Origin of the sequence: Microbacterium sp. CFH 31415, assembly GCF_022538185.1 — a bacterium.
Taxonomy (GTDB): domain Bacteria; phylum Actinomycetota; class Actinomycetes; order Actinomycetales; family Microbacteriaceae; genus Microbacterium.
In genome coordinates this window covers 173,739-200,472 of sequence record NZ_JAKYXC010000006.1, presented here as the reverse complement: position 1 = coordinate 200,472, position 26,734 = coordinate 173,739, and the positions used below count along the sequence as shown (strand labels likewise).

Here is a 26,734-nt window from a genome sequence, read left to right as displayed (position 1 = left end):
TTTCGGTGAAAAGTCACTCACGTTACAGATTCGCCAAAACGCCTGCTCAACACTGCGCAAGGTTTCGCTTTGCCAAGTCTAACCACATTTTTACCTGTCAATTGGTTTTCACAGGTAGCCGTGACGACAGCAAGCGAACGGCGCGCCGACGGAGGCGTCGAGCAGCGTCAGGCGGTGGGCAGCGACCCCGTGTACGCGTCGATCGCGTCGAGGTCGGAGCGGTCGCCGAGGATCTCCCAGCGCTGCAGCGAGAACGGCACGTTGCCGTTCTGCCACACGCGATCGTGGAGGGCGCGGAGCGAGAAGGCGGCTCCCTGCGACACCGCGGCGTCGGTCACCAGGCGCAGCAGCTGCTGCTTGCCCACGTGGTACGACATCGCCAGTCCCGGGGTGGCCAGGTACATCGCGCACTCCTCGCGAGCGGTCTCGACATCCATGGGCACCAGTCGCACGAAGAAGTCGATCGCCTCTTCGAGCGTGAACGCCCCGGTCGCGAGGCTCACGTCGACGACCACCCGCAGGCTGCGCAGACGATTGAAGTTGTGCACGACCTCCTGCGAGTGCGGAGCGTCGTCGAAGAGCCCGGCGAGGAGCATGAGCTCCTCGTTGTAGAACGCGATTCCCTCGTTGGCGACCGAGTCGATGTAACGGCGGCGGATCGGGTCGGGGTTCGCCCACGACAGCGCGAGCTGCTTGTAGTGGGCGCCCTCGTGGATGATCCCCAGACGCGGATCCCGCGCGTTGGCCGCGTAGAAGTACGGCAGCTCGGGCTCGGGGTGAGGCATGTACGACACCCCGTCGACGTCCAGGCGATCCTGGTCGGTCAGGTCGTCGCTCACACCGAGGAAGCGCAACGGCTCGAGATACGCCGGCATAGGCGCCACGTGGTACCGCTGGAGCGTGTCGGGCTGGCTCAGCAGGCCCTCCGACTCGGAGAACGCCCGCACCTCGGCCTCCTGCTCGATCTGGCGTGCGACCTGAGCCTCGATGCTCTCGGCGATCGGCGCCGGTTCGACGTCGCGATACCGGTTGCGCGTCACCATCTCGGCGAGGACCGCGCGACGGTAGTCCTGCAGCGCCGCACGCACCAGGTCCTCGGGCTCCTCGGCGATGAGCGCGACATGACGCAGGAACCACACGAACCGATCGCGGCCGACCGGGGTCGACGGCGCGAAGGCGGCCGCGGACTCCGACAGCCATGCGGCGAAACCTGCGAGCGCCCCACCCGCTGCCGGAGCGAGAGCCCGCAGCTGGGTCAGCGTGTCGTCGCTCACGACCCCGCCGAGGCCCTCGACCGAGGCGGCGAACCGCTCGTCGATCGCTTCCAGCTCGACCGCGGCCGCGCGGGCGAGATCGCCCACACCGGCGCGCTCCAGGTTCTGGCGGGCGAGCGCGACGCGCTCGGGGATCGACCGCGCGATCGCGATCAGTCCGCTCTCGACCGCGGCCGAGAAGGGCGGCCGGGGAAGCAGCAGGTCGAACCACGGGCCGATGATCTGCCCGACGAGGAAGACCGCGTCGCGCTCCCAGTTGCGAAGCACATCGAGGTCCCATTCGACCCGGTCGAGCACCGAGCCCAGCAGGCGAGCGTCGACGGCCGCGGCGACGTCGTCGTCGGGGACGGATGCCTCGGCCAGGCGCGCGCGGAACGCCGCGAGCTGCTCACGCCGCTGCGCGACCGACTGCGGGGTGAACTGCGGAAGCCATCCGGGCGAGCGGCGCAGCCGTGGGATGTCGTCGGACGAGCGGAACGCGGCATCCTGAGCCCAGCGCTCGATGTCTTCCGACAGGGCGATCAGGTTCTGGGTGGTCATGCTGTTCTCCTCAATTCCGGAAGTACTCGCCGGCCGAGCAGCTCGATCGCGGCGACGGGATCCGGCCCGAGCGGCGGGCCGAACGACAGATGGGTGGCGCCGCGGCGCTGGAGTTCGCGGCACCGCTGGATGACGGCATCGGGATCCCCCGAGATGCCGAGCGAGAGCATCTTCGGGGTGATCGCGCGCACGGCCGCGTCCTCGTCTCCCTCGCGGAGCGCTTCAAGTGCGGGGGCGAAGTCCTCCTGCACGAGCCCGGCCCTCGACAGCAGGTACGGCGAGAACGCGGCTCCGTAATAGGCGAGCTTCAGCGCGAGGGCACGGTCGGCCTTCTCGCGATCCTCATCGAGGGCGAGCCACACGCAGGCAGGCATGTCGAGATCGGAGAGGCGGCGTCCGGCCTGCTCCGCTCCGGCGGCGACGAGCTCGGACGCGGTCGTGTAGTGCTCCGGCGGGAACAGCAGGGCGAGCACGCCGTCGGCCTCGGCGCCGGCGAAGGCGAGCATCTTCGGGCTCATCGCTCCGATGTAGATCGGCACCTTCGTGGCGGGCAGGCGCAGGTACGCATCGCGGTTCCACCCCGACCCGGCGCCGTCGACGTCGGCGGGGCGGGCGCCTTCGACGAGGGCCCGGATGGCGCGCAGCGCGGCCCGGGTATCGGTCAGCGGCTTCTCCTGCGGGATGCCGACCCAGGTCAGGAACTCGGCGGATCCGGCACCGAGACCGAGGAGGAATCGTCCGCCCGACATCTCCTGAAGAGTAGAGGCGACCATCGCGAGCTCGGCGGGGTGCACCGAGTACGGATTCATGATTCCGATGCCCAGCTGCAGGCGCGTGGTCTTCTGGAACAGAGCGCCCAGCAGGGCTGGCGCCGATCGCATCATGAGGTCGTTCGACACCCAGAGCTGGTCGATGCCGGCCTCTTCGGCGGCAGTGGCGAGACCGGTGAGCGCCGCGAGGTCGAGGTCGTTGTTGACCCGGAGGCTGAACCGCACCGTCACCGCACCGCCTCCACACCGTGCGACGCAGCGTCTCGTGCGGCGGACGGCGCCGAGGCGAGGCCGCCGGCATCGCGCCAGGCGAGGAAGCGCGACAGCCCCTCGCGGATGCCTTCCTCGGATGTCGCGAGCGACACACGCAGGTGGTGGGGGGTGGTCCGTCCGAACGCGGACCCCGGGGCGAACGAGACGCCCGCCGAGACCAGATCGAGCGCCGCCAGCCGTGAGTCGGTGCCCGCCGGGAGCGGAAGCATCAGGTAGAACGCGCCCTCCGGTCGCACGAGGTCGACGCCCGCGCCGGTGAGGATCCCGACAGCGACATCGCGGCGCGAACGGTAGGCGTCGCGCATGTGTGCCACGACCTCCTGCGGGCCGGTGACCGCAGCGAGCGCCGCGGCCTGCGTCACGCTCGAGACGCACGAGGATTCGAGTTCGAGGATCCGGGTCACCGTGTCGGCCAGCCAGTCCGGCACGAGTGCGTAGCCCACGCGCCACCCCGTCATCGCGTAGGTCTTCGAGAAGCTGAAGACGGACGCCACGTGATCGGGTGCGAGCGCCGCCGCGTTGACATGCGAGCCGTCGAACACGATCTCGTCGTAGACCTCGTCGCTCACGACGAGCAGGTCGTTCTCGACGGCGAGAGCGACGATGCCGGCTACGAGTTCGGGAGCCATGACCGTCCCCGTGGGGTTGTTCGGGGAGTTGAGGACGATGACGCGGGTGCGGGGCGTGATGAGGCGGCGGATCTCGTCGAGATCGGGCTGGAACGCGTCTTCGGGCCGGAGCGAGTAGTGCACGGCGGTCGCACCGATGAGCGTGGCCTGCATCTCGTAGTTGGGCCAGGCCGGATCGGGCACCAGGACCTCGTCGCCCGCTCCGACGACGGCGGACAGGATGGCATCGATCGCCTGCACCGCCCCGTGGGTGATGAGGACGCGCTCGAGAGGCGCCGCGACGCCATACGCGTTGTGGAGCCGGGCGCCGACGGCCTCGCGCAGCGCCGGCACCCCGGCCGTCTGCACGTACGAGACCCGCACCCGCGCGGCGTCGAAGGCCGCCTCGGTGACGTGCGCGGGGGTCGAGAAATCGGGCTCGCCGATCTCGAGCCGGATGATGGGCGTCGTCGCGCCGAGCGCTAGATCGACGATCTCACGGATGCCCGAGTGGGGCAGCCGCATCGCGGTCATCGTGGCGTGGGGCAATGGAGTCCTTTCGGCGGCGGGCGTCCGGGCGGTCGATGCCCGTACCATCGCCGAGCTGACTGTAAGCAGGAGTCTACCCAGTAAGCGCGTCTTGAAAGGAGTTCTCTAGCAAGAACTATTCGTTTGTCATGTCAGAGGACGAATACGGCGTTCACTCGTCGTCGTCGGCGAACGGCGCCGCATCGAGGGTGACGGAGCCTTCCATGAGCTCTCGCACCCCTCGTTCGCGCACGATCTCCCCCAGCCCGAGGAACGTCTCGATCCGCTGCAGGCCTCGGATGGGCCAGATGCGGTCGAGCAGGAGCGCCTGGAGGTGGGCGTGGTCGCGGATCCGGAAGCGGGCGATCATGTCGTAGCTGCCGGTCACGACGACCAGTTCGGTGAGCTCGGCGATGCCGCGCAGTTCGGTGAGGATGTCGGACAGGACGGCGTCGGTCGCGAGGGTCATCGGGATGTAGACGAGCCCCGGATAGCCCAGCGCCGACCAGTCGACGATCGTCGTGTAACCGCGGATCACCCGCTGCCTCTCGAGGCGGGCGATGCGTTCCCCGACAGCCGGCGGCGACATCCCCACCTCGCGCGCGAGCTGGCGCTGCGAGACACGCGGGTCGTCGGCGAGCAGGAACAGCAGCTTGCGGTCGATGTCGTCGAGTTCGACGACGGGGCGGGGCTTCTCGACCTCTCGCGTCATGTTGGACATGGGCGAACGCTGCGAGCGCGCCTCGTGCGAGTGCCCCTCGTTTTCGGATGCTGCCATGCCGTTTCCTGTCTGGTGAGAAGATATCCGCTGGATCGGCCAGCGCTGGAAGAACTATACGGTCGCGCCCGTCACGCCGCTCGTGCGGCGTCCACAGGCATCTCACCCCGACAACGTGCCGCCGAACCACTCCAGGAGCAGCTCGCCGCGCTGCCGCCGGTGAACGGGGGTGCCCTCCCGCGTGAGCGAGTGCCCCTCGCCCGGGAACCGCACGAACTCGACGGGCCGGCCGAGCCGCCGCAGCGCGAAGAACAGCTCCTCCGCCTGCTGGATCGCGCAGCGCCGGTCGTTCTCGGAGTGCACGATCGCGAGCGGCGAGGTGATCCCGGCGACGTACTTCAGAGGAGAGGCGTCCCAGTACGGCGCCGCGTCATCCAGGTGCGAGACGCCGAGGTAGCTCTCGAAGAACCATGGCGCCTCGTCCTTCGTGGCGGCGTCGCTGTAGAGGTTGTACACCCCGCGCTCTGCCCAGCCCGCGGCGAACAGGTCGGTCTTGGCGAGCAGGAAGGCCGTCATCATCCCGCCGTACGACCCGCCCATGACCCCGATGCGTGCCGGGTCGACGCCGTGCGTCGCGCGAAGGTGCTCGACGACGGCGACGATGTCGGCGACGTCGCGGTTGCCCCAGCCCTCGCCGGGCTCGGCGGCCCCCGGAGCCGCATTGACCTTCATCCACGCGGTGCCGTACCCGGCGGATCCGCGGGGGTTGAGCCACGCGACGGCGTATCCCGCACTCACGAGGGTCTGCACTTCGTGCGACCACTGGTACCCGTACTGCGTTCCGCCGCCCTGCAGCCACAGGATCATCGGGTGCGGCCCCTCCCCTACGGGAGTGGCGATCCAGGAGTCGATCGTCGTGCCCTCGACGTCCACCGGCACATGCTCGGCATCGCCGAGTCGGTGGGTCGAGCGGTAATCCGCATTCGGATCGTGCAGCAGCGTCTCGGCCGCGTCGAAACCGGTGCCGGTGATCACCCGGGGCGGGCTCGCCGGGGCGGACTCGACGGCGACCCAGCGGTCGCCTTGGACGTCGAACGAGGTGATCTGTCGTGGTCCGGTCAGCAGCGCGCGCACCGACGGGCGGGCGCCCGGCGCGCAGGAGATCTCGACGGCTTCGACCCGGCCTTCCGAGCCCACGAGTGCCACGAACGCATCGGGCGACACCCACGCGATCGAGCCCGGCAGGACGTCACGGTCGAGCACGTCTCGAAGATCGTCGACGGCGCCGGTCGTCAGGTCGACGAGCGCGGGGAACGCAGTGCTGGGGTACCGCGCGATGTCGACGGCGACCACCGCCGCCCGTGTGCCGTCGGGCGACGGGACCGGGCGCACGATCTCGCGCGTCGCGTCGGTGACGGTGTCGATCGAACCCGTGGCGAGATCGAGCCGGTGGAGGGCGTTCGCCTCGGTCAGGTCCCAGTCGGGCTGTCGCTGCGAGGTGAACAGGATGCTCCCGCCGGCCGCCGTCCACGCGACGTCGTGGTCATCGGCGGTCCCGTCGCTCACGAGCCGCACTTCGCGGGCGACGGCATCCACGATGAAGATCTGCCGGCGGTTGTTCACCGTCCAGCCCACGCCGTCGGCCGAGAACCGGAGGGTCGTGAGGCGCAGCGGCGGCCTGCGGTCTTCCGATGCCTCGAACCACGCACGGTCGACGGGCACGCGCGCCACGACGGCGAGCTGCGAGCCCGACGGCGCCCAGGCCAGCTCCTCGACCGCATCGGCGAGCTCGGCGATGTCGCGCACGCTGTCGGGCGAGCCGCCCGAAGCAGGGATCGAAGCTTCACGGATCACACTGCGACCGTCCCGCGTGGCGACCCACGCGAGCGTTCGGCCGTCAGGCGCGAATGCCGGAAGACGGATGCCCGGGCCGTGGTCGACGACCGCGGGAGCCGCGCCATCCGCCGCCGGGTCATGCAGCGTGAGACGGCCGACATAGGCATTCGGGCCGGAGTCGGGCCGCGTCTCCATGACCAGCACGCGACCGCCGCCGGGCTGCAGGCGCACGATCGAGGGGGTCCAGATCTGCTCGAGGTCGTGGGGGAGCACGGGCAGTCGCGCCGCGCCGGTCTTCGGGCGGTCGGTCTGGTGCAGCGTCGTCATGCAGCTTTCCTCTGGGTCGGCGAGAACTATCGGCCGGGCGTGGGCCGGGGCGCCGGCGGTCTCAGTCGGGGCAGCACCTCGCGACCGAGCAGGCCGATGCCCTCGGCCTCGTCGATGCCGTGGGGCGTGCCGAACTCGATGCGGTCGACCCCGGCGTCGATGAGGCCCTGCGCCTGCGCCGCGATGTCGTCGGGATCCCCGGCGAAAGCGAACCGGTCGAGGATGTCGTCGGGGATGAGCGCCCCCGCGTGATCGCGGTCCTCGGCGAGCCGCTGCCTCAGAGCCGGGAGCAGGTCGTCGGGCAGCTCCACGGTCGGATCGAGTTCAGCGACGACGTCGAGGTACATCGCGACCTCGCGCCGTGCTGCGCGTCGAGCGGTCGCGCGATCCCGGTCGATCACCGTGACCGCACCCAGCACGATGCCGACGTCTTCGGCGGAACGGCCCGCGCGGGCGGCTCCGACCCGCAGCCGCTCCCGGGTGACGGGGATCATGTCGGGGTTGGCGCATCCGCCGATCTTGATCTCGTCGGCGTGCTCCCCGGCGAGCGCCGCTCCCCGCGGCCCCCACGAGCCGATCAGGATCGGCAGCCGGCGAGACGGCGAGACGAGACGCACACCTTCGTCGAGCCGGAAGGTCTTTCCCTCGTAGCCGCGCCCACCGCCCTCGAGCAGGGCGTCGATGAACCCGACGGCATCGCGCAGGTGCTCGACCGGCCGCGTCGGCTGAAGTCCGATCGCGCCGAGCCACGATCCTCGGGCCAGGCCGACGTACGCACGACCCCCGCTGTGAGCATCCAGCAGAGCCGCCTGGTTCGCGATCTCGTAGGGATGCAGGGTGAACGGGTTCCAGCACGCGCACCCCAGACGGATGCGCTCGGTCGCCCAGGCCATCTCGATGAGCGGCACGATCGAGGACTGGTAGAGCAGATCGGAGAAGACGCTGACGCCCGAGAAGTCCAGCTCCTCGGCGAGCACCGCGAGCCGGGCGTACGAGCCCCGCGCTTTGTCGGTCTGAAGGCCGAGGGTGATCGGCACGCCTGATTCGTTCACGTGAGCTCGCTCGAGTCCATGCGGCGAAGGGCCCTTCGCTCGACGCGCATCACCAGACGCTCCTCGGGATCGGGGCACGCGACCTCGCTGTCGCGTTCGAGCCAGTCGCACGGCGGGAGCGGCCGCTGCTTCGCCGGGATCAGCGGAAGCGCGGCGCTGAGCGCGTACAGACAGAAGTGCTTGCCGTCGGGGATGCGCAGCTCGTTGCTGCCGGTGACGGTGAAGTGATCGCCCACCGCCATGCCGCAGACGGAGCGCCCCTCGATGCGGTCGACGACCACGTCGAGGTCGTACAGCTCCATGTCGCCGTCGCCGGGCGTCATCGCCGAACCCGCCCGTCGTCGCGGACGACGACGCCGCCCTGCATCACGAAGTCCAGGCTCCGCAGCGCGGACGGCGAGGCCAGCGGGTCTTCGGGGAGCGCGATCAGGTCCGCCCATTTCCCCTCGGCGATGCTGCCGGCGCGGTCGTCGATGCCCAGCCACCGGGCGGGTGCGAGGGTTCCGGCGCGCAGCGTGCCCGCGGCATCCAGTCCGAAGTCGTGCATGTGCTCGAGCTCGCGCACGGCTGCGGACGTCCCCTCGAATGGCCAGAACGGGGGCATGTCGCTGCCGAGGAGCACTTCCACCCCGGCCTCCAGCGCCATGCGGTAGGAGTCGATGTGCCGCTCCCCCGCACCGAGCGAGCGCTGCTGCATCCACTGCGGCACTCCCAGCTCGTCGAAGAACGCGCCCGAGCGGGTCACGATGAGGGTCGGCACCAGCGCCGTGCCGTTCTCGACCATCGCGCGACACACCTCGGGGGTCAGCTCGTACCCGTGCTCCACGCAGTCCAGCCCCAGGCGCACGGCCTCGGCGATCACGGCGGCCGGCCCCGCGTGCGCGGTGACCTTGCGGCCCCACGCATGGGCGGTCGAGATCGCGGCCGCCATCTCTTCGTTTGTGAGCTGAGGGGTCGAGATCGTCTCGTGCTCGCCGGCGATGCCCCCAGAGATCATGATCTTGATGAGGTCGGCCCCCGCGCGGATCTGCGTGCGCACCCCCCTGGCGAACTCGTCCGCACCGTCGCACTCCATCGTGTCGTCCGAGGAGTGCCCATGCCCGCCCGTGCATACGAGCGCGCGACCGGCGGTGTAGATGCGAGGACCCTGCACCCAGCCGTTGCCGATCGCCTCTCGCAGCGCGAAGTCTGCGTGACCCTTCTCGGCGACGCACCGCACCGTCGTCACGCCGTTGTGCAGCGTGCGACGAGCACCGTCCGCCATGTAAAGGGCGATGCCGGCAGGATCCATCGACTCCAGTCGCTCCCCCACCGGGCCGGGAAGCGACAGCGAGAAGTGGGTGTGCATGTTGATGAGGCCGGGTGCCACGAACGCCCCGCCCATGTCGAGCACGGGCAAGTCGCCCGCCGCGGGGGTGTCATCGGCGACGATCGCCTCGATCACGCCGTCGCGCACGCGGATCGCGAGGCCCGACCGCGCGACCCCATCCTCCACGTCGACGAGCCGCAGATTGCGAAGCTCGGCATGTCCTCTGGTGTCGAACGAGGTGACTACACCCACCTGCATCGGTCCTCTCTGTATTGGCGGCGCGGATCCGTGTCAGGACGCGACGAGCGCCTCGGCCGCGACGAAGTGCCCCGGTGCGCACTCGACCAGGCGCGCCTCCTCGTCGGTGCGGACGACGGCTCCCCGGCGTTCGGGCACGGAGGGCATCGGGGCGTCACGGCCCAGGCGCGGGATCGCGCCGATGAGCTCGCGGGTGTACGGATGCCGCGGCTCCGCCCAGATCACATCGGTCGGGGCGACCTCGACGATGCGCCCGAAGTGCATGACGGCGATCCGGTCGGCGATCACTCGAAGCCCCGACAGGTCGTGCGAGATCATGAGCAGCGCGACCCCTTGTGCTGTCGCGGTGTCGGAGAGGAGCCCCGCCACCTGCAGCCGGGTCGAGGCGTCCAGAGCCGAGACCGGCTCGTCGGCGACGATCACGCGCGGCTCCGAGGCGAGCGCCCGCGCGATCGCGATCCGCTGGCGCTGACCGCCCGAGAACTGGTGCGGGAACCGGGCTGCCGACGATGCCGGCAGGCCGACCGATTCGAGCAGTTCGCGAACCCGAGCGGCTCCTCCGCGGCCGGGCACGGAATCCTGGATCTGGCGGCCCACGCGGCGACGGGGGTTCAGCGACGAGTACGGGTCCTGGAAGACCATCTGCACCGTCCGGTCGGCGACCGGCCGGGCGCGGCGCCCGAGCGGGGCGATGGACCGGCCGTCCACGAGCACCTTCCCCGAATCGAGCGGATTGAGGCCGACGATGGCACGCCCCAGCGATGACTTGCCGCACCCCGACTCGCCGACGAGCCCGAGCACCTCGCCCGCCTCGACATGGATCGACACGCCGTCCACGGCTCGGACGGTCGGGCGACCCGCGACCTTGTACTCGACGACGACATCCTCGACCTGCAGCGCGGTCACCGTGCCACCTCCGTGTCGGGGAGCGCGTCGACGAGCGCCCGGGTGTACTCGTGCTGCGGTTCGGCCAGCACGTCACGGGTCACACCCGATTCGACGACCTTCCCCGATCGCATGACGTAGAGACGGTCCGAGACCACGTTCATCACCGCGAGGTCGTGGGTGATGAACAGCATCGCCATGCCGAGCTCCTCCCGAAGACCCTGGAGCAGATTGAGGATCCCGGCCTGCACGGTGACGTCGAGTGCCGTCGTCACCTCGTCGGCGATCAGCAGCTCGGGCTCGCACGCGAGGGCCGAGGCGATCGAGATCCGCTGGCGCATGCCGCCCGAGAAGCGGTGCGGGTAGGAACGGATCGCGACGTGCGGGTCGGGGATGCGCACGCGGTCGAGAAGCTCGATCGCTCGCTCGCGGGCCTGCTTGCGGGTGAGACTTCGGTGGACGCGCTGATGCTCGGTGAGCTGCGTCTCGATCGTGAGCATCGGATGCAGAGAGGTCATCGGATCCTGGAACACCATCGCGACCCGGTCGCCGCGCAGGCGGCGCAGAGCCTTGGCGTCGAGCGCGAGGAGGTCCTGCCCGTCGAGCAGCACCTGTCCCGAGGTCGTGGCGTTGTCGGGGAGGAAGCCGAGGGCGGTGAGGGCGGTGAGCGTCTTGCCGCTGCCGCTCTCGCCGGCGAGGCCGACGACCTCGCCCGGATCGACGGTGATGTCGACGCCGTCGACGAGCGCGCGCCCGCCGACGGTGATGTGGAGGTCGCGGATGTCGAGAAGGGTGGCCATCACAGCTCCATCGACTGCACGGCGCGCGACGTGCGGGGGTCGAGGGCGTCTCGGAGCGAGTCGCCGATGAAGTTGAACGCGAGCACGATGCTCAGGATCGCCAGACCCGGGAACAGGGCGACCCAGTAGTTGTAGAACACGCGCGAGCCTTCCGAGACCATGGCCCCCCACTCCGGGGTAGGCGGCACTGCGCCGAGGCCGAGGTAGCTCAGTCCCGCCAGGAGCAGGATCGCGTTGCCGAGCTCGAGTGTCGAGATGACGACGATCGGTCCCAGGATGTTCGGGGCGATGTCGCGCCCGAGGGTGCGGGCAGGGGATGCGCCGATCAGCCGCGAGGCCGCGACGAAGTTGCTGTCGCGCAGGCCGATCACGAGCGATCGGGTCACTCGCGCGTAGGCGGGCCACGACACCACCACGATCGCGAGGACCGCGTTGACGAGCGAGGGCCCGAGAGCCGCCGACACCGCCATCGCGAGGATGATCGCGGGGAAGGCGAAGAACAGGTCGACGACGCGCATCGCGACCGCGTCGACACCGCCGCCGAAGTAGCCGCTGAGCGCTCCGATCGTCGCGCCGATCACCAGGGAGAGCAGGACCAGCATCACCGCGATCGGGATGCTGATCCTCGACCCGTAGATGACGCGTGAGAGGACGTCCCGTCCGACGCCGTCGGTGCCGAACCAGTGCTCGGGAGAGGGCGGGAGGAACCGCGCCGAATCCTGCGCGAGCGGGTCGTACGGGGCCAGGAGCGGAGCGAAGATCATCACGATCACCCAGAACACGACGATCACGACGCCCGCGATGGCCAGCGGCCGCCTCCAGGCGGCGGGAAGCCGCCACCGCGGGACCCATCGCCGGCCGTCGGCGGAGCTGATGGGGTCCACCGTGTCGAGAGCTTGCTCGGTGACAGTCATGCGCGTCGGATCCTCGGGTCGATGACCCCGTACAGGATGTCTGTCACGAGGTTGACGAAGATGTAGATCAGGGCGACGAAGATCGTGACGCCCACGATGGCGGAGAGGTCGAGGGTCGACGCCGCACGATAGGCGTACGAACCGATGCCCGGCCAGGCGAAGATCTGCTCGACGAGCACGGTGCCCGCCAGCAGCGAGGCGAAGGCCGTCCCGACCACGGTGATGACGGGGACCAGCGCGCCGCGCAGCACGTGCCCGAAGACGACGCGGCGGCTGCTCAGTCCCTTGGCCTCGGCCGCGCGAATGTACTCCTGCCCGAGGACGTCGAGCACCGACGCGCGGGTGAAGCGCATCAGCAGTCCGACCATCGCGGCCGAGAGCACGATCGCGGGAAGGATCAGGTGCTCGACGGCCTGGAAGAACAGCGGGACGTCGCCCGCGAGGAGCGAGTCGATCGTGTAGAAGCCCGTCACCCGCGGGGGCGGGATCACCCCCGCGTCGAGCCGGCCCGACGAGGGGAACCAGCCCAGCTGGGTGGAGAAGATTGCGGTCGCGATGAGGGCGAACCAGAAGATCGGGATCGAGACGCCGCCGAGGCTGAGGGCCCGCAGCGCGTTGTCGAGGTGGCCGTTCGCACGCAGGGCGGCGACGATGCCCAGCCCGCCGCCGACGATGACGGCGATGAGGGTCGCGGCCAGAGCCAGCTCGGCTGATGCGGGGCCGAAGAGCTGCAGATCGGTGAGCACCGGGCGAGCCGTCTGGACAGAGTCGCCCAGGTCGCCGCGCGTGACGCCTGCGACGTAGAGGAAGAACTGCTCGTAGAGGGGGCGGTCCAGGCCCAGGCGCTCGCGCATGGCGGCGACGAGCTCGGGGTCGGCAGCGGCGCGCTCGCCGAGCCGCGCAGTCGCGGCGTCGCCGGGGAGCACGGCGGTGAGGAGGAACGCGACGAGGATCGTGCCGATGACCAGGAGCACGGCGGCGCCCAACCGCTTGGCGATGAACAACGCCACGGGTCACCTCGGATTTCTGCAGTGGGGGGACGGGTGAGGCGGCACGAGCTCCGAGGAGGGAGACGAACTCCCCCCTCGGAGCGTGTGCGTCGGATCAGCGACCGATGGCCGCGATGTCCAGCGAGAATACCGGGTCGTACTTCACTTCCCCGATCGCCGAAGCTGCGACGACCGAAGCCGCCGGCTGGAACAGCGGGATGATCACGCCCGCTTCGTTGTGGAGCTGCTGGAACTCCTGGTAGAGCGCCTCGCGGGCGTCGACGTCGGTCTCGGTCGAGACCTCGGCCATGACGGCTTCGAGCTCGGGCGCGGCGCCTGCCTCCCAGCCGGCGCGGAGCCCGACGACCTCACCCGGGCCGAAGGCCAGGTAGTCGGCCGAGTCCGGGTAGTCCGGGTTCCACAGCCACAGGCCGACCTGCTCGCTGCCCGCGCGGTAGCTCTCGAGCGTCGTGGCGATGGGACCGGGCTTCAGGTTCACCGTGATGCCGACCTCGGCCAACTGCGAGGCGATGCGCTCGGCGAAGGGCTGCATCGACAGGCCGTTGCTCGAGAAGTCGCTGGCGTACTCGAGGTCGACCGACAGGTCGCCGCCGACGCGCGCGGCTGCCTCCTTGGCGCGATCCACGTCACGTTCCACGGCGCCGTCGGGGCCGATGGCGCCGAGGTACGACGACGGGACGATGCCGTATGCGCGCTCTGCTCCCTCGCCCGCGAGCTCGAGGATGCCGTCGAAGTCCAGCCCGTACTTGACCGCCTCGCGGAAGTCGGGGTTCGACGTGATCTCCGACACCGCGGGGTTGGCGTTGAGGAACATGAAGAAGATCGTCGGCGACTGCGAGGTGCTGACGACGACGTCCGAGCCGAGCCCGGCGATCTGGTCGGAGCCCAGGTCGAGGGCGACGTGCGCCGTTCCGCTCTGGACGTCCATGAGCTGGGCCTCGGCGGTGGCGTTGCGCAGCACGACACGGTCGTAGACCGGTCCGTCGCCCCAGTACTCGGGGTTGGCGACCAGCACCGTTTCGGTCGTCGTGTCGAACGACTCGATCGTGTAGGGACCGCTGCCGGCCGACGTCTCGTTGAGGAACTCCTCCGCCGTGTCGGCGTCGGCGGCGCCCTCGGCGTCGGTTCCGCCGTTCTCCTTGACCAGGGCGCTGTTCACGATGCCGAGCGTGGGGCTCGTCACGATCGCCGGGACGGCGGTGTTCGGCTCTTCCGACGTGATGACGACCGTCGTCTCGTCGGGCGCCTCGACGGTCAGGCCCGCCATCAGGAACGAGCCGTTGCCCTGCACGTTCTTCACGCGGTTGAGCGAGAAGACGACGTCGGCCGAGGTCAGCGGGGTGCCGTCCGAGAAGCTGATGTCGTCACGGATGGTGAACGTGTACTCGGTCGCGTCATCGTTGACCGACCACTCGGACGCGACGCTGGGCAGCGGCTCGTCCGCGTTGCCGTCGGCGAAGGTCAGCAGGCTGTCGTAGACCGCGTGCAGCACGATGCCGCCGGTCGTCTCGTACATGCGAGCGGGGTCGGCCGTCACGAGGTCGAACGACTTGTCGATGACGAGCGACTCGACAGCGGGTTCCTCCGACTCGTTCTGAGCGGGAGCGGAACATGCACTGACGATCAGGGCGGATGCGGCGATGAGGGCTGCCGCGCCCACCAGTTTCACAGAGCGCTTCACTGTGGTTCCTCTTTCTCGGTGATGGGACTTCTGGTATTGCGGTGATGGGCTTCGGGTCAGGCGGGAAGGACGTCTTCGTGGTTGTGGACGACGAGCCAGCGGCCGTCGCGCCGCTGCCACACCGCCGTGTTGCGAACGCGCTCGGGCGCCGCGGCCGGGTCGACGAACCGCACGACGAACGTGTGACGCACGACCGCGACGTCCCCCCACACGTCCACGACCGGGTCGGTCACGTCGATGCCCGCGACCGCCGCGACACTGCCCGCGGGGCGCGAGTCACGCAGCTCGTTGAGCCCCGACAGCCCGTGCACGAGGGGTTCGTGCTCGGTGTCCCAGATCGTGACGTCGTCGGCGATGTAGCTGTCGGCGCGGGCACGATCCGAGGTCAGGTACGCGTCGTACATCTCGTAGACGGCGCGCGTGAGCCATTCGGCATCTTGCGTGGTGGTGGCGTCCTCGGGCATGGGGGCGGCCTCTTTCGGGTGGTGCGGGCTATTGTCACATGAAAAGTACCGTGCGGGTCTGGATCGCTATGGGGAAGCTTAACTCGTTATCGAATTTACATTCGCTCGTGTTTCAGCTACGTGTCCTGGCGATTGCGTTCGAAGTCGCCGACGATCAGAGACCGAGGTCGCGAGTGACGCCGTCGAGCTCGTCGATGACGGCACCGATGCGCGCCAGACGCTCCTCACCCTCGGCGCCCAGCTGCGCGAAGCTCGTGAGAGGCGGGCGGACCGTGCCCATCGGGTAGCCGGCGCGGGCAGCGAGGCGCTTCGAGTAGCACTGGTGACCGTAGGTGGGGTGGCCCGCCGCGATGATCGCGTCGAAGCGCTTGATGAGTCCGTCGATACGGCGTGCGTCGTCGATGCGGCCGGCCTCGAGCAGGTGCCAGATCCCGGCCGAGGCGCGGGGGATGTAGTTGCCGTACGGGTTCACGTACCCCTTGGCTCCGAGCAGGAACGAGTCGACGACCCGCTCGCCCGCGTAGACGGTGATGTCGTCGCCGGCCAGGTCGATCACGTCGCGCACCCGGGCGATGTCCTGCGAGGACTCCTTGATGTAGGAGATCGTCTCGAAGTCCTTCGCCAGACGGGCGACGAGCTCGGCGCTGAGGTCGACGTTCGAGGTCACCGGGTTGTTGTAGAGCATGATCGGCAGATCCTGCGCACCGACGATGGCCTCGAAGTAGCGGTAGATCTCGTCGTCGGTCGGCGTGTAGTAGTACGGCGAGATGATCATGAGTCCGTCGGCGCCGAGATCCTTGGCCTCTACGCTCTGGGCGACCGCCTTCGCGGTGGAGGCATCGGCGGTTCCGATGAGCACCGGGATCCGGCCGTCGATGTGCTTCACCGTCTCGTCGATGATGAGTCGACGCTCCTCGGGGGTCACAGAGAGGAACTCCCCCGTCGTACCCAGCATGATGATTCCGGGGACGTTCTCTTCGAGCTGCCAGTCCAGGAACGCCTTCAGACGGTCGACATCGACGGCACTCAGGTCATCGGTGAACGGGGTGACGGCGACGGTGTAGGAACCGGAGAACTGGGATGCCATTATGACCTCTCTGCGCACACATGTACGTATTGTGAACATCAGGATACGGTGTAACCATGACTGATCGAAAGGGCGACGTCGAAATCTTCGACGTCGCGATCGTCGGCGGTGGCGCCAGCGGCACCGCCGCCGCGTACCATCTCAGCGGCGAAGGGCTCTCGGTCGCGCTCCTCGAGCGGCACGACATGAACACCGAGGCATCCGGTCGCAACGCCGGCAGTCTGCACGGCCAGATCCAGCATGAGCCCTTCCTCGAGGAAGGCGACGGCTGGGCGGCCGCATGGCTCCCGGCGCTGCGGTTCCTCGCCGACTCGCTCGAGCTGTGGGACGGCCTGAGCGACGAGCTGGGCGCCGATCTGCAGGTCGGCAAGAAGGGCGGCCTGCTCATCGCCGACGATGTCAGCCAGCTCCCCGCGATCGAGCGCAAGGTCGCCTTCGAGAACAGCATCGGCATCGAGAGCCGGATGCTGTCGGCCGACGACGTACGTCGGCTCGCGCCGTGGATCAGCGACGACGTCGTCGGAGGCGAGCTCTGCCCGATCGAGGGCAAGGCCAACCCCCTGCTCGTCGCTCCCGCCTTCGCCCGCCGCGCCGTCGAGCGCGGGACCGTGGTGATGCCCCGCACCCCGGTGGAGGACCTGCGCGAGGAACGAGGCATCCACATCCTCAAGACCCCGCGCGGCGAGGTGCGCGCGCGTCAGGTCGTGCTCGCGGGCGGCGACGGGATGCCGGCGCTCGGCCGACTCGTCGGCATCGACCTCCCCATCTCCAGCGGCGCCGTCCAGGTGAGCGTCACCGAGCGGATCGACCCGATGGTGAACCACCTCGTGTACTACGCCGGGGGCAAGCTGACCTTCAAGCAGGCGCAGTCGGGCACGCTTCTCATCGGCGGCGGCTGGCCGGCCCGCCGCAACGCCGCGGGCGAATGGGTCGTCAACCCCGAGTCGCTGCGCAAGAACCTCGCGATGGCGATCCGCATCGCCCCGTCGATCGCCGAGCTGTCGCTGCTGCGCACGTGGGTCGGCATCGGCAACGGCACACCCGACCACAGCCCGATCATCGGCGCGGTGCCGAAGCATCCGGGTGTGTGGCTCGGTTTCTATCCCTATATGGGCTTCACCGCGTCGCCGCTCATGGGCAAGGTGCTCAGCGATCTCGTACTCGGCCGCGATCCGGGGCGTGACCTGGCGCCTTTCGCACCCGACCGCTTCTGATCGGGTCGGTCAGCCCTCGGCGACGTCGCCCAGCGGCACCGGCTTGACGGGCGCCTGCGGCGCGAAGCCCGAGCGCTCCGACACCGGCTCGCCCCGTCGCCGCGCCTCCATGTCGGTGAGGACGGGCCCGCAGTAGCGCCCCTGGCACTTGCCCATCCCGGCGCGCGTGACGCGCTTGACGGCCCCGGGCGACGAGACCCCGTCGGTCATCGCCTCGACGAGGTCGCCGTGCGTGACGCCCTCGCACCGGCAGACGACCGTGGTCGGCTCTGCGAGCTGATCGGTGAGGATGGGGGCGGCGAAAAGGGCGTTGACCCCCTGCTGGAACGACAGATGCCGACGCGCCGTCCGCGCGAGGCGCGGGTCCGGTGCGATGGCCTGCCCGCTCAGATCGGCGATGATCGCCGCGGCTGCCACTGCGCCCTGCGCCTGGGCGTACTTCGCTCCGCGCACGCCGGCCGAGTCCCCGATCGCCCACACCGTCTCGACGGACGTGCGTCCGGTCTCATCGGTCACCGTGCGCAGCGCCCCGCGCGCCGGGTCGAACTCGTGCCGTGCACCGAGGCTGCGGGCGAGGTCGTTGCTGGGGAGGAAGCCGTAGCCGAGGCACACGGCGTCGACGTCGAACATCCGGCGCCTGCCGGTGGCGCGGCCCTCGCGGTCGAGGCGCGCGACCGTGGCGCGGCGGACGCCCCGCTGCGGGTCGCCCTCGAGCGACTCCACGACCGAGCCGGCCATGATCGGCACCCGGCGGGCGGCGAGTGCGGCGAGGTAGAAGACCCCGTCGCGGGTGAGGCCCGGGGCATTGAGACCCATCCGGACCGCCGCGGCGCCGCGAGCGGGCGACAGGAACGCGGCGGCCTCGACGAGACCGACGACGTCGACTCCGGCCTTGGCGAGCTCGGCGGCCAGCTGAATGTTGAGGGGGCCGTTCCCGGCGATGAGGACCCGCCGGCCCGGCGCCACCTGGTACGAGCGCAGCAGCGTCTGCCCCGCTCCGGTCGTCATGACTCCGGGGAGGGTCCACCCCGGGATCGGCACACCCCGCTCGTAGGCGCCGGTGGCCAGGACGACCCGCTTGGGCGTGATGATCCAGCGCTCGTGATCGGAGCGCGCGAGCAGCCGGTCGGCGTCGAAGGCTGCCCACACGGTCGCGCCGAGGAGCAGGCGGGCGCCCGAGCGCCGGACCGCTTCGATGAGGCGGCGGCCGTCCGTGAACTGGCCGTCGAGGCGGTCCTCGTCGAGCGGGAAGGCGGGGTCGGGCTGCTTGTAGAACTGGCCGCCGAGCTTCTTGCGCTCGTCGGTGACGACCACTTCGAGTCCGGCGGCGGCGAGGTCGCGGGCTGCGGCGAGGCCGGCGGGGCCTGCGCCGATGACGAGGACGTCCGGCGCCAGTTCGGACTCCGACCGGGGTGCTGCGGCCGCCGTGGGCACACGGCGCTTGGCCGACTGGGTCTCGATGACCTGGCCCGCGCGCGCGGGCGTCACGCACGCGAGGGTGCCCTCGTGGTGGTCGGCGGTGACTGCGCACTCATGGCATACGCCCATGCCGCACCAGACGCCGCGCAGGTCTCCGCGGTCGTCGCGGCGGTTGCCGAGCTCGCCGGCGGCGACCATCGCCGAGGCGATGGTGTCGGATGCCGCGACCGGCACCTCCCGACCCTCGTAGTTCAGCGATCCGGACTCTTCGGGCGATCCGACACCCGGGGACGACACCCTCATGCAAACTCCTCGAAGCGTTCGCGGTACGAACTTTTTGTCGCATGACGAACACTACCCCGTATGCTGGTCACCGTCGCGCAGCTTTGTCGCGCCACGACCGACGGAGGTCTCACATGGATTCTGCACCCGCCTCGCTCACAGGAGCGGCTGCCTCGTCAGGCGAGCTCTCGGGCCGGACGGTGCTCGTGACCGGAGCGTCCGCCGGCATCGGCCGCGCCATCGTCGAACGCCTCGCGAACACGGGAGCACGGGTCGTCGCTCACCACAACTCGAACGCCGACGGCGCCCGCGCCGCGATCTCGAGCTACCCCGAGGGCACGGCCCACCTTGTGCGGGCCGACCTCTCGCAGGCGGACGGCGCATCGACGCTCTGGTCCGACGCCACGGCCTGGGCGGGGCGCATCGATGTCGCGGTGCTCAATGCCGCGGTCATGCCCAAGGTCGACTTCGACGCGTCCGACGAGGAATGGGATGCCGCGCTCGACCTCGCCCTGCAGGTGAACACGCGCAGTCAGCTCACCCTCATCCGCCGTGCGGTCGCGCACTTCGTCGATCACGGCGGCGGATCGATCGTCGGGCTCAGCAGCTGGGCCGCACAGCGCGGCGCCGGCAACGCCAACCTCGTCGGCTACTCGGCGTCGAAGGCGGCCACCGCGGCCGCGATCAAGACCGTCGCCCGGTCCTTCGCGACCCAGGGCGTGCTCGCCTACCTCATCGCCCCGGGCGTCGTCGACACCCAGATGTCGGCGTCGGCGGGCGAGGACCGCGGCGGGCGCCAGGCATTCCTCGACACGCTCACCATGCGCGAGATGGTTCCCCCGAGCGAGATCGCCGAGCTCGTCGCCCTGCTCGCGAGCGGCCGGACGCGGCACCTCACCGGTGCGACGATCGACGTGAACGGGGCGTCCTACATCCGCTGACCTGTGTCGATGTGTGGACCTGCGCGCGCCCATCAGTAAGGTGAGACGACCCGCAACGCCGCATCTTCGCCGAGGGAGCACGACATGAATGCCGACGAACCCCGGCAACCCTCGGGCGAATTCGTTCAGTCGCTTTCGCGAGGACTCGCGGTCATCCGGGCTTTCTCCGACGAGCGCACCATGCTCACCCTCGCCGACGTCGCGCGCATCGCCGGGCTCAGCCGCGCCTCGGCGCGGCGGTCGCTGCTGACCCTCGAGGCTCTCGGCTACGTCGGCATGCAGCAGAACCGCTTCTACCTGCGGCCGCGCGTGCTCGATCTCGGCTACGCGTTCCTCTCGTCGTCATCGAGCGTCGACACCACCCAGGACCACCTGCGCAGACTGTCCACCCGCCTGGGCGAGTCGTGCTCGGCATGCGAGTACGACGACGGCGACATCGTCTACGTCGCCCGCGCCGCCGCCGAGTCCGTCATGCCCCTGCGGGTGAGCATCGGCCGCCGCATCCCCGCCTTCTGCACCTCGACGGGCCGCGTGCTGCTGTCGGCGATGAGCCCCGACGAGCTCGACGCATTCTTCGCCAAGTACCCGCGCGAGAAGTTCACCCCGCAGACCGTCACCGACGAGCAGGAGCTGCGTGAACGCATCGCTCAGGTGCGCGAGCAGGGTTGGGCGCTGAACAACCAGGAGCTCGACCTCGGCGCCCGGTCGATCGCCGCGCCTGTCGTCGACACCCGCACCGGCGCCTACATCAGCGCCGTCAACGTCACCGTCTCGACATCGCGAGTCAGCGTCGAGGAGCTCATCGAGAACTGCCTGCCGCCGCTCCTCGAGACCACCGCGCAGATCAGCTCCGACATCGCGCTTCTCAGCGCGCAGCGATGACTCGCGGCACGGGTCTGCCGACGTCGCCCCGCGTGACGGGCGGAGGATGATTCGCGGGGGGAGGATCCTTTCGCCCGCTCTGGCCCTCCGCTCGGCACCGGCTCTCCGCTCGTGACGCGCTGCGTGGGCGGAAGAAGGGCGCGCCGCTCTGATCAGAGCACAGGACTGGTCAGAGCGGCGGCCCGGTCACTCATCGACGTCGGCGCGTGTGTTGAGGATGCGCGAGAGGAATCTCTGCGTGCGATCCTCGCGCGGCGAGTCGAGAACCTGTTCCGGCGTGCCCATCTCGACGATGCGGCCGTCGTCCATGAACACCACACGGTCGGCGACCTCGCGGGCGAACTCGATCTCGTGCGTCACGACGATCATCGTCAGCCCCTCGGACGCGAGACGTCGCATGACCGAGAGCACCTCGCCCACCGTCTCGGGATCGAGGGCCGATGTGGGCTCGTCGAACAGCATCACCCGCGGTCGCATCGCGAGCGCGCGTGCGATCGCCGCTCGCTGCTGCTGACCGCCCGACAACTGGCGGGGGTAGGTCGACTCTTTGCCTTCGAGCCGCACCCACTCCAGCAGCTGCCTCGCGTGGGTCTCGGCCTCCGCCCTGGGCGTGCCCAGCACCTGGGTGGGCGCCTCGATGATGTTCTCCAGCACCGTCATGTGACCGAACAGGTTGAAGCTCTGGAACACCATCCCGATCTCGGTGCGCTGCCGGGCGAGTTCCGCCGGGGGCACCTCGACCAGCTGCCCACGACTCTCGCGCACGCCGATGGTCTCGCCGTCCAGCCAGACGACGCCGGCACTGGGGGCCTCGAGGTGGTTTATGCAGCGCAGGAGCGTCGACTTGCCCGACCCCGAGGGGCCGATGACGCACACGACCTCGCCGCGGAACACCTCGAGGTCGACACCGTGGAGCACCTCCAGCGGGCCGAAGTTCTTGCTCACCGACTGGATGCGGACGATGGGCTCGGCAAGCGTGGTCATACGCGATCCTGCTCTTTCGCCTCGAAGGTGATCGGCGTGGTGCGCCCCATCAGCTTGCGCAGCTTCGTGGCGTACGTGTCAGGTGCGCTCCGGGTCGCACCGCGTGCGTAATAGCGCTCGATGTAGTGCTGGCCGATCGACAGCACGGTGGTGAGGACGAGATACCAGATGCAGGCGACCACGAGCAGCGGGATCGTCTCGAACGTGCGCGCGTAGATCACCTGCACCGTATAGAGGAGCTCGCTGATCGCGACGATGCTGACGAGGCTCGTGCCCTTGAGCATCGAGATCACCTGGTTGCCGGTCGGCGGCACGATGACGCGCATGGCCTGCGGCAGCACGATCCGGCGCATCGCGCGGCGGCGCGACATCCCGAGCGCGGCGGCCGCTTCGCTCTGCCCCTGATCGACCGACTGGATGCCGGCACGGATGATCTCGGACATGTAGGCGCCCTCGTTGAGGCCCAGTCCGAGCAGTGCCGCGACGAGCGACGTGATCACCGTGTTGGTGTCGAACTCGAGCCACTGCGGGCCGAACGGGATGCCGAGGGTCAGCTTGGGAAGGAAGCTCGCGAGGTTGTACCAGAAGAGCAGCTGGACCAGCAGCGGGGTGCCGCGGAAGATCCAGATGTAGCCATCGGCGGCGACGTTGAACAGCAGGCTGTTCGAGATCTTCATCAGGGCGAGCACCAGGCCGATCAGGCAGCCGAGGATCATCGCGACAACGGTGAGGATGAGCGTCAGGCCGACACCCTGCAGCACCTTGGGGCTGAACAGGTACTCGGCGACGACATCCCACCGCATCGCGTCGGCGGTGAGGAACTTCGAGACGATCTCGAGCACGATAAGCACGACCAGGATCCGCAGGACCCAGCCGCCGATCTTCGCCGCGAGACGCCGTCCGCTGTTGTGACGCACGCGCGGCCCCGTTGGTTCGCGGCCGATCTGCAGCGTCGTGGTCAGCGGACCGCGGCCCGGGCGATCCTCAGGCGCGCCGTCGCTCATAGGCTTCCTCATTCATCGTGTCGGTGTCGTACTCCGGCAGCGGCAGAGCAGCCAGCCGCGCGCCCCGTGCTCGCGCGTCGACGGCGAGCCGAGCGCCCAGCGGATGCAGCGACGCGGTGGTGGCGCGCCGCTCGTCGAGGTTGTTCAGCGCCGACCACCCGCTCTCCACGGCCAGGACCGCGCCGGTGACGTGGGCGGACGAGTCCGAGGCCAGGAATGCGACGGCCGCCGTGGGTTCGATCCCGTGAGGTTCGACCGCGTTCACACGCACGCCGAAGGGCCGCAGCTCGCTCGCGAGTCCGCGCACCACCTGGTGGAGGTCGCGTCCCGCCGGCGAGGCCGTGAGCCCGCGGGCACCCGCCGGACGTGTCGTGGTCGAGCACGTCAGGGTGATGATCGATCCGCGCCGGCGCCTCGTCATTGCGGGCACGAAGTGCCGGATCGCTTCCAACCCGGACTCCGCCTGCCCGGTCTCCGATGCGCCGTGAGCGTCGAGCGGACGATGGATAAGCACGTCGATCTCGGGGAGCTCGGCGGCGAGGGCTTCGAGTCCCCCGGCGGAGGAGGTGGTCGCCGAGGGAACATCGAAGCGCTCATCCCCGCCGTATTCGCCCTCGAGCGCCGTGTGGTCGTCGTCCGCGACGACCACACGGGCGCCGAGGGACGCGAGTGCCGTCGCCGCGGCGCGGCCCAGTTCCCCGACCGCGCCCAGGACGAGCGCGGTGCGGCCGTCGAGGCAGATGCTGCGTGCCCGTACGGGGCGTGCGGTGTGCATGTCGCCGTTCAGGATCGGACGGTCACTGGGCGACGTCGGGGTTCACGACGGCTTCGTCGAGCAGACCGAAGTCGATGTCCCAGTAGCCCATGATCTGCTCGTATGAGCCGTCTTCGATGAGCTGGTTCATGGCGGCGGCGATCACCTCGGTCAGACCCGAGTCCTTGCCGACGGCGACGCCCTCGAGGTTGGGCTGGTAGTCGAGCGGCTGGATCTCGAGCCCCTCGGCGCTGCTGTCCTCACGGACGAGCCACGAGAGCTGACCCTTCGCGGTCATGAAGGCGTCGATGCGGTCGGAGCTCACCGCGAGCAGTGCAGCACCCTGCTGGGGGAACGAGTCGACGGTCGGGGCATCCTCACCGGCGTCTTCGCAGGTGGCGATGATCTCGTCGAGCTGGATGAGGAACGCCGAGCCCGCGAGCGCTCCGACCCGGAGGCCGCAGAGGTCTTCGGGGGTGCTGATGTCGAGCCCCGCGTCCTCCTTGGTGATGACGCCGGTGGTGCTCTCGTGGACCGCGACGATGTCGACGACGTCGAGGCGCTCCTGCGTGACGATGATCGATGCCCACGAGCTGTCGAAGCGGCCGTTCTCGATGCCGGGGATGAACGTGTCGAATGCGCCCGAGACCTCCGCGGTGTACTCGAGTCCGAGGAGGCCGGCGACGGCGCGGCCGAGGTCGGGGCCCCACCCGGTGATCTGGTCGTCCTCGCCCACGAAGGTGTCGGCGGGGGCGTTGTCGAACTGGATGGCCGTCAGCGTGCCGCGCTCGGCGACGTCGTCGGGAACCATCGCGGCGAGTTCGTCGTTCTTCTGGATGGTGACGCCGGCGACTTCGACGCTGCCACCGGAGCCGGCGTCGTCGCCGCCTCCGGAGTCGCCCGCGCAGCCGGCGAGCGCGAGGCCCAGTGCAGTGCAGGCCGCGAGGCCGACGAGAATCCGGCTCGATGCAGTGGTTTTCATCGGGACTGCTCCTTCGGGTCGATGGGCGTGATCAGGGGACCTCGGGGGCGGCATCCCCCGCGCTTCTTCACGCCTGCTGTGTTCGTTCTACGCACGAGTGTTCACTATGCGTCCGAACGTTGTCAACCATTTCTCGCGCCCGAACACCAGTCGAGTCCCAAACGAGACCTGGCCCCCTCGCTCGTGCGAAGGGGGCCAGGCCGAACAGCCGGATGCTGCGGTCAGTCGTTCACCCGCATGTCGTTGTCGAGCTCGTTGATCTTCACCGTCTCGCCGCTGTCGGTCAGCAGGAAGACATCCTCGACTCGAACTCCGACGCGACCCGGCCAGAACACGCTCGGCTCGATCGTGAACATCATCCCCGGCTCGAGAGGCGTCTCGTCCTCCTCTGAGATGTAGGGCAGCTCGTGCACGTCCTTGCCGATGTTGTGACCCGTGCGGTGGCGGAACCAGTCCCCGTAACCCGCCTCCTCGATCACGGCGCGCGTGGCGCGGTGGACGTCTCCGCCGGTCGCGCCCGGAACGGCCGCCTTGCGACCGGCCTCCTGCGCCGCCATGACGATGTCGTACACGCGCTCGTACTCCTCATCAGGCTGCCCGATGTGCACGGTGCGCCCGAAGTCCGAGCAGTACCCCTCGACGATCGCACCGAAGTCGAAGTTCACGCCCGCACGATCGGGCAGCGCCTTGCGCGACAGCCGCTCGCTCGCGTCGCGCTCGATCCCCTTGCCCATAGCCCACACCGCGGTATCGAACGACGAGGAGGGCGAGCCCAGCTGACGGATGCGCAGGTCGATCTCGGACGCCAGCTCGAGTTCGGTGATGCCCGCGACCACTTTGTCGCTCACCGCAGCCATCACCTGGTCGACCATGCGCGAGGCCTCGGTCATGAGCTCGATCTCGTGGGCGTCCTTGATGCGACGGATGCCGTTGAGGATACCGTCGGCCACGCTGAACTCGGCATCGGGGCGGTGCTCACGCAGCTGGAGGGTCGTCTCGGCCCAGGTGCGTCCGCTGACCGCGATGCGCTCCTTCGCGCCCGACTCGTGCACACATGACTCGTCGCTCGGCGCACCGGCGACCGCGACGTGGCGCGGGCGGGCTTTGAACGCGTCGAAGGCGCGGCGGAAGACCTCGGCGCCGTCGTCGGACTCGGTCGCCGTGACGATGTCGCCCGCGACACCGCCCGGAAGGTGGAACTCCTGGTGGTGGCGGGTGAGCACGAACAGCGGCTCCTTGCCGGGCGAGAAGAACGCGCCCGAGATCCAGTGGTTCGTGTAGCCGATGTTGCCGAAGGACGGCACGCCGCGCTCGAGACCGGTGAAGTACTCGAGGTCGGTCTGGGATGCCGGGAGGAACAGCACGTCGATGCCCGCGGCATCCAGCCGCTCATCGAGACGAGCGCGGCGCGAGACGTAGTCGATGGCCAAGGGGGGTCCTTTCTAGAGGGGGCCGGCCGCTCAGGCGAGCGGCTCGACCGAGAACAGGTCTTCGTGGGAGTGGATGATGTGCCAGACGCCGTCGATGCGGCGCCAGCCCTGGCTGACGCGCATGAGCTGACGCACGCCGCCTTCGGGGCCGTGCTCCTCGACGCGCAGCAGATGCCGCCCGACGGCGAGGTCGCCCGAGACGTCGATGATCGGGTCGTCGACCTCGACTCGGGTCGTGACCGGCTGCGCGTCGCCGGCGGGGCGGGTGGCGCGGATCGCATCGAGTTCGCCGAGCCCTCGCGCGATGCGCTCGGTGACGGCGTCCCAGATGGTGGCGTCGGGGTGGATGTGACGATCGATGCGCGCCCGGTCGCCGGCGAGGAAGGCCGTGTAGATGGCCTTCTGCTCGTGCCAAATGGCACGCTGATCGGCGCCGAAGGATGAGGTGTCCGATTCATCGATCACCTGGAACGCCGGTTGGACCACGCAGGCCTCCTGTTCATGGGCT

The 26,734-nt window shown here is 69.5% G+C and carries 25 protein-coding genes; 3 read left to right on the top strand and 22 right to left on the bottom strand.

Annotation, left to right across the window (positions count from 1 at the left end):
* Window positions 1-167: 167 nt before the first annotated feature.
* The 15 genes from MK786_RS08935 to MK786_RS08865 all read right to left on the bottom strand — a co-directional run bounded on the left by MK786_RS08935 (window position 168) and on the right by MK786_RS08865 (window position 16,334).
* Window positions 168-1,814, bottom strand: a complete 1,647-nt coding sequence (locus MK786_RS08935) for a DUF885 family protein (RefSeq protein WP_241111875.1) — start codon at window positions 1,812-1,814, stop codon at window positions 168-170.
* The gene (locus tag MK786_RS08930; protein WP_241111874.1) at window positions 1,811-2,815 is read right to left on the bottom strand and encodes an LLM class flavin-dependent oxidoreductase; all 1,005 of its coding nucleotides are present in this window, start codon (window positions 2,813-2,815) and stop codon (window positions 1,811-1,813) included. Before MK786_RS08930 ends, MK786_RS08935 begins: the two co-directional genes overlap by 4 nt.
* Window positions 2,812-3,990 (bottom strand): pyridoxal phosphate-dependent aminotransferase, encoded by a 1,179-nt coding sequence (locus tag MK786_RS08925; protein WP_241111873.1) that lies wholly within the window; start codon window positions 3,988-3,990, stop codon window positions 2,812-2,814. The genes MK786_RS08930 and MK786_RS08925 overlap by 4 nt, the downstream gene beginning before the upstream one ends.
* A 175-nt stretch (window positions 3,991-4,165) precedes the next feature.
* Window positions 4,166-4,771, bottom strand: a complete 606-nt coding sequence (locus MK786_RS08920; RefSeq protein ID WP_241111872.1) for an Lrp/AsnC family transcriptional regulator — start codon at window positions 4,769-4,771, stop codon at window positions 4,166-4,168.
* A 102-nt stretch (window positions 4,772-4,873) separates the two neighbouring features.
* The gene (locus MK786_RS08915) at window positions 4,874-6,874 is read right to left on the bottom strand and encodes a S9 family peptidase (RefSeq protein WP_241111871.1); all 2,001 of its coding nucleotides are present in this window, start codon (window positions 6,872-6,874) and stop codon (window positions 4,874-4,876) included.
* A 26-nt stretch (window positions 6,875-6,900) separates the two neighbouring features.
* On the bottom strand, window positions 6,901-7,926 hold the full coding sequence (locus tag MK786_RS08910) for an LLM class flavin-dependent oxidoreductase (RefSeq protein ID WP_241111870.1): 1,026 nt from the start codon (window positions 7,924-7,926) through the stop codon (window positions 6,901-6,903).
* Entirely contained in the window at window positions 7,923-8,249 is a 327-nt protein-coding gene (locus MK786_RS08905; RefSeq protein ID WP_241111869.1) for a TIGR04076 family protein, read from the bottom strand. Before MK786_RS08905 ends, MK786_RS08910 begins: the two co-directional genes overlap by 4 nt.
* Complete coding sequence (locus tag MK786_RS08900; RefSeq protein WP_241111868.1) at window positions 8,246-9,493, bottom strand: amidohydrolase family protein; 1,248 nt, start codon at window positions 9,491-9,493, stop codon at window positions 8,246-8,248. Before MK786_RS08900 ends, MK786_RS08905 begins: the two co-directional genes overlap by 4 nt.
* 33 nt (window positions 9,494-9,526) lie before the next feature.
* Window positions 9,527-10,399 carry an ATP-binding cassette domain-containing protein gene (locus MK786_RS08895; RefSeq protein ID WP_241111867.1) on the bottom strand — a complete coding sequence of 291 codons (873 nt, stop codon included), beginning with the start codon at window positions 10,397-10,399 and terminating at the stop codon, window positions 9,527-9,529.
* A complete protein-coding gene (locus MK786_RS08890) occupies window positions 10,396-11,178 on the bottom strand; it encodes an ABC transporter ATP-binding protein (RefSeq protein WP_241111866.1) in 783 nt (260 codons plus the stop codon). The genes MK786_RS08895 and MK786_RS08890 overlap by 4 nt, the downstream gene beginning before the upstream one ends.
* The gene (locus tag MK786_RS08885) at window positions 11,178-12,092 is read right to left on the bottom strand and encodes an ABC transporter permease (RefSeq protein ID WP_241111865.1); all 915 of its coding nucleotides are present in this window, start codon (window positions 12,090-12,092) and stop codon (window positions 11,178-11,180) included. The genes MK786_RS08890 and MK786_RS08885 overlap by 1 nt, the downstream gene beginning before the upstream one ends.
* On the bottom strand, window positions 12,089-13,102 hold the full coding sequence (locus tag MK786_RS08880) for an ABC transporter permease (protein WP_241111864.1): 1,014 nt from the start codon (window positions 13,100-13,102) through the stop codon (window positions 12,089-12,091). The genes MK786_RS08885 and MK786_RS08880 overlap by 4 nt, the downstream gene beginning before the upstream one ends.
* Before the next feature lie 94 nt (window positions 13,103-13,196).
* A complete protein-coding gene (locus tag MK786_RS08875; RefSeq protein WP_241111863.1) occupies window positions 13,197-14,783 on the bottom strand; it encodes an ABC transporter substrate-binding protein in 1,587 nt (528 codons plus the stop codon).
* Window positions 14,784-14,839: 56 nt separating this feature from the next.
* The gene (locus tag MK786_RS08870; protein WP_241111862.1) at window positions 14,840-15,247 is read right to left on the bottom strand and encodes a DUF4440 domain-containing protein; all 408 of its coding nucleotides are present in this window, start codon (window positions 15,245-15,247) and stop codon (window positions 14,840-14,842) included.
* 154 nt (window positions 15,248-15,401) lie between these two features.
* Window positions 15,402-16,334, bottom strand: coding sequence for a dihydrodipicolinate synthase family protein (locus MK786_RS08865; protein ID WP_241111861.1), 933 nt, complete (start codon window positions 16,332-16,334; stop codon window positions 15,402-15,404).
* Between the two features lie 56 nt (window positions 16,335-16,390).
* Here MK786_RS08865 and MK786_RS08860 point away from each other — a divergent pair, with 56 nt between their 5' ends.
* Complete coding sequence (locus MK786_RS08860; protein ID WP_241111860.1) at window positions 16,391-17,548, top strand: FAD-binding oxidoreductase; 1,158 nt, start codon at window positions 16,391-16,393, stop codon at window positions 17,546-17,548.
* Between the two features lie 9 nt (window positions 17,549-17,557).
* On the opposite strand, the gene MK786_RS08855 is transcribed toward MK786_RS08860, so the two are convergent.
* On the bottom strand, window positions 17,558-19,270 hold the full coding sequence (locus MK786_RS08855; RefSeq protein WP_241111859.1) for an FAD-dependent oxidoreductase: 1,713 nt from the start codon (window positions 19,268-19,270) through the stop codon (window positions 17,558-17,560).
* A 113-nt stretch (window positions 19,271-19,383) separates the two neighbouring features.
* Here MK786_RS08855 and MK786_RS08850 point away from each other — a divergent pair, with 113 nt between their 5' ends.
* The gene (locus MK786_RS08850; protein ID WP_241111858.1) at window positions 19,384-20,190 is read left to right on the top strand and encodes an SDR family NAD(P)-dependent oxidoreductase; all 807 of its coding nucleotides are present in this window, start codon (window positions 19,384-19,386) and stop codon (window positions 20,188-20,190) included.
* An 84-nt stretch (window positions 20,191-20,274) separates the two neighbouring features.
* Complete coding sequence (locus MK786_RS08845; protein ID WP_241111857.1) at window positions 20,275-21,072, top strand: IclR family transcriptional regulator C-terminal domain-containing protein; 798 nt, start codon at window positions 20,275-20,277, stop codon at window positions 21,070-21,072.
* Between the two features lie 186 nt (window positions 21,073-21,258).
* On the opposite strand, the gene MK786_RS08840 is transcribed toward MK786_RS08845, so the two are convergent.
* The 6 genes from MK786_RS08840 to MK786_RS08815 form a co-directional block, all read right to left on the bottom strand.
* Entirely contained in the window at window positions 21,259-22,056 is a 798-nt protein-coding gene (locus MK786_RS08840; RefSeq protein ID WP_277397421.1) for an amino acid ABC transporter ATP-binding protein, read from the bottom strand.
* A complete protein-coding gene (locus MK786_RS08835; RefSeq protein WP_241111856.1) occupies window positions 22,053-23,060 on the bottom strand; it encodes an amino acid ABC transporter permease in 1,008 nt (335 codons plus the stop codon). The genes MK786_RS08840 and MK786_RS08835 overlap by 4 nt, the downstream gene beginning before the upstream one ends.
* Window positions 23,041-23,835 carry an SDR family NAD(P)-dependent oxidoreductase gene (locus MK786_RS08830; protein WP_241111855.1) on the bottom strand — a complete coding sequence of 265 codons (795 nt, stop codon included), beginning with the start codon at window positions 23,833-23,835 and terminating at the stop codon, window positions 23,041-23,043. The genes MK786_RS08835 and MK786_RS08830 overlap by 20 nt, the downstream gene beginning before the upstream one ends.
* A 22-nt stretch (window positions 23,836-23,857) precedes the next feature.
* On the bottom strand, window positions 23,858-24,796 hold the full coding sequence (locus MK786_RS08825; protein WP_241111854.1) for a transporter substrate-binding domain-containing protein: 939 nt from the start codon (window positions 24,794-24,796) through the stop codon (window positions 23,858-23,860).
* 221 nt (window positions 24,797-25,017) lie between these two features.
* The gene (locus MK786_RS08820; protein WP_241111853.1) at window positions 25,018-26,226 is read right to left on the bottom strand and encodes a M24 family metallopeptidase; all 1,209 of its coding nucleotides are present in this window, start codon (window positions 26,224-26,226) and stop codon (window positions 25,018-25,020) included.
* Window positions 26,227-26,256: 30 nt separating this feature from the next.
* Complete coding sequence (locus MK786_RS08815) at window positions 26,257-26,712, bottom strand: DUF4440 domain-containing protein (protein ID WP_241111852.1); 456 nt, start codon at window positions 26,710-26,712, stop codon at window positions 26,257-26,259.
* Window positions 26,713-26,734: the final 22 nt, after the last annotated feature.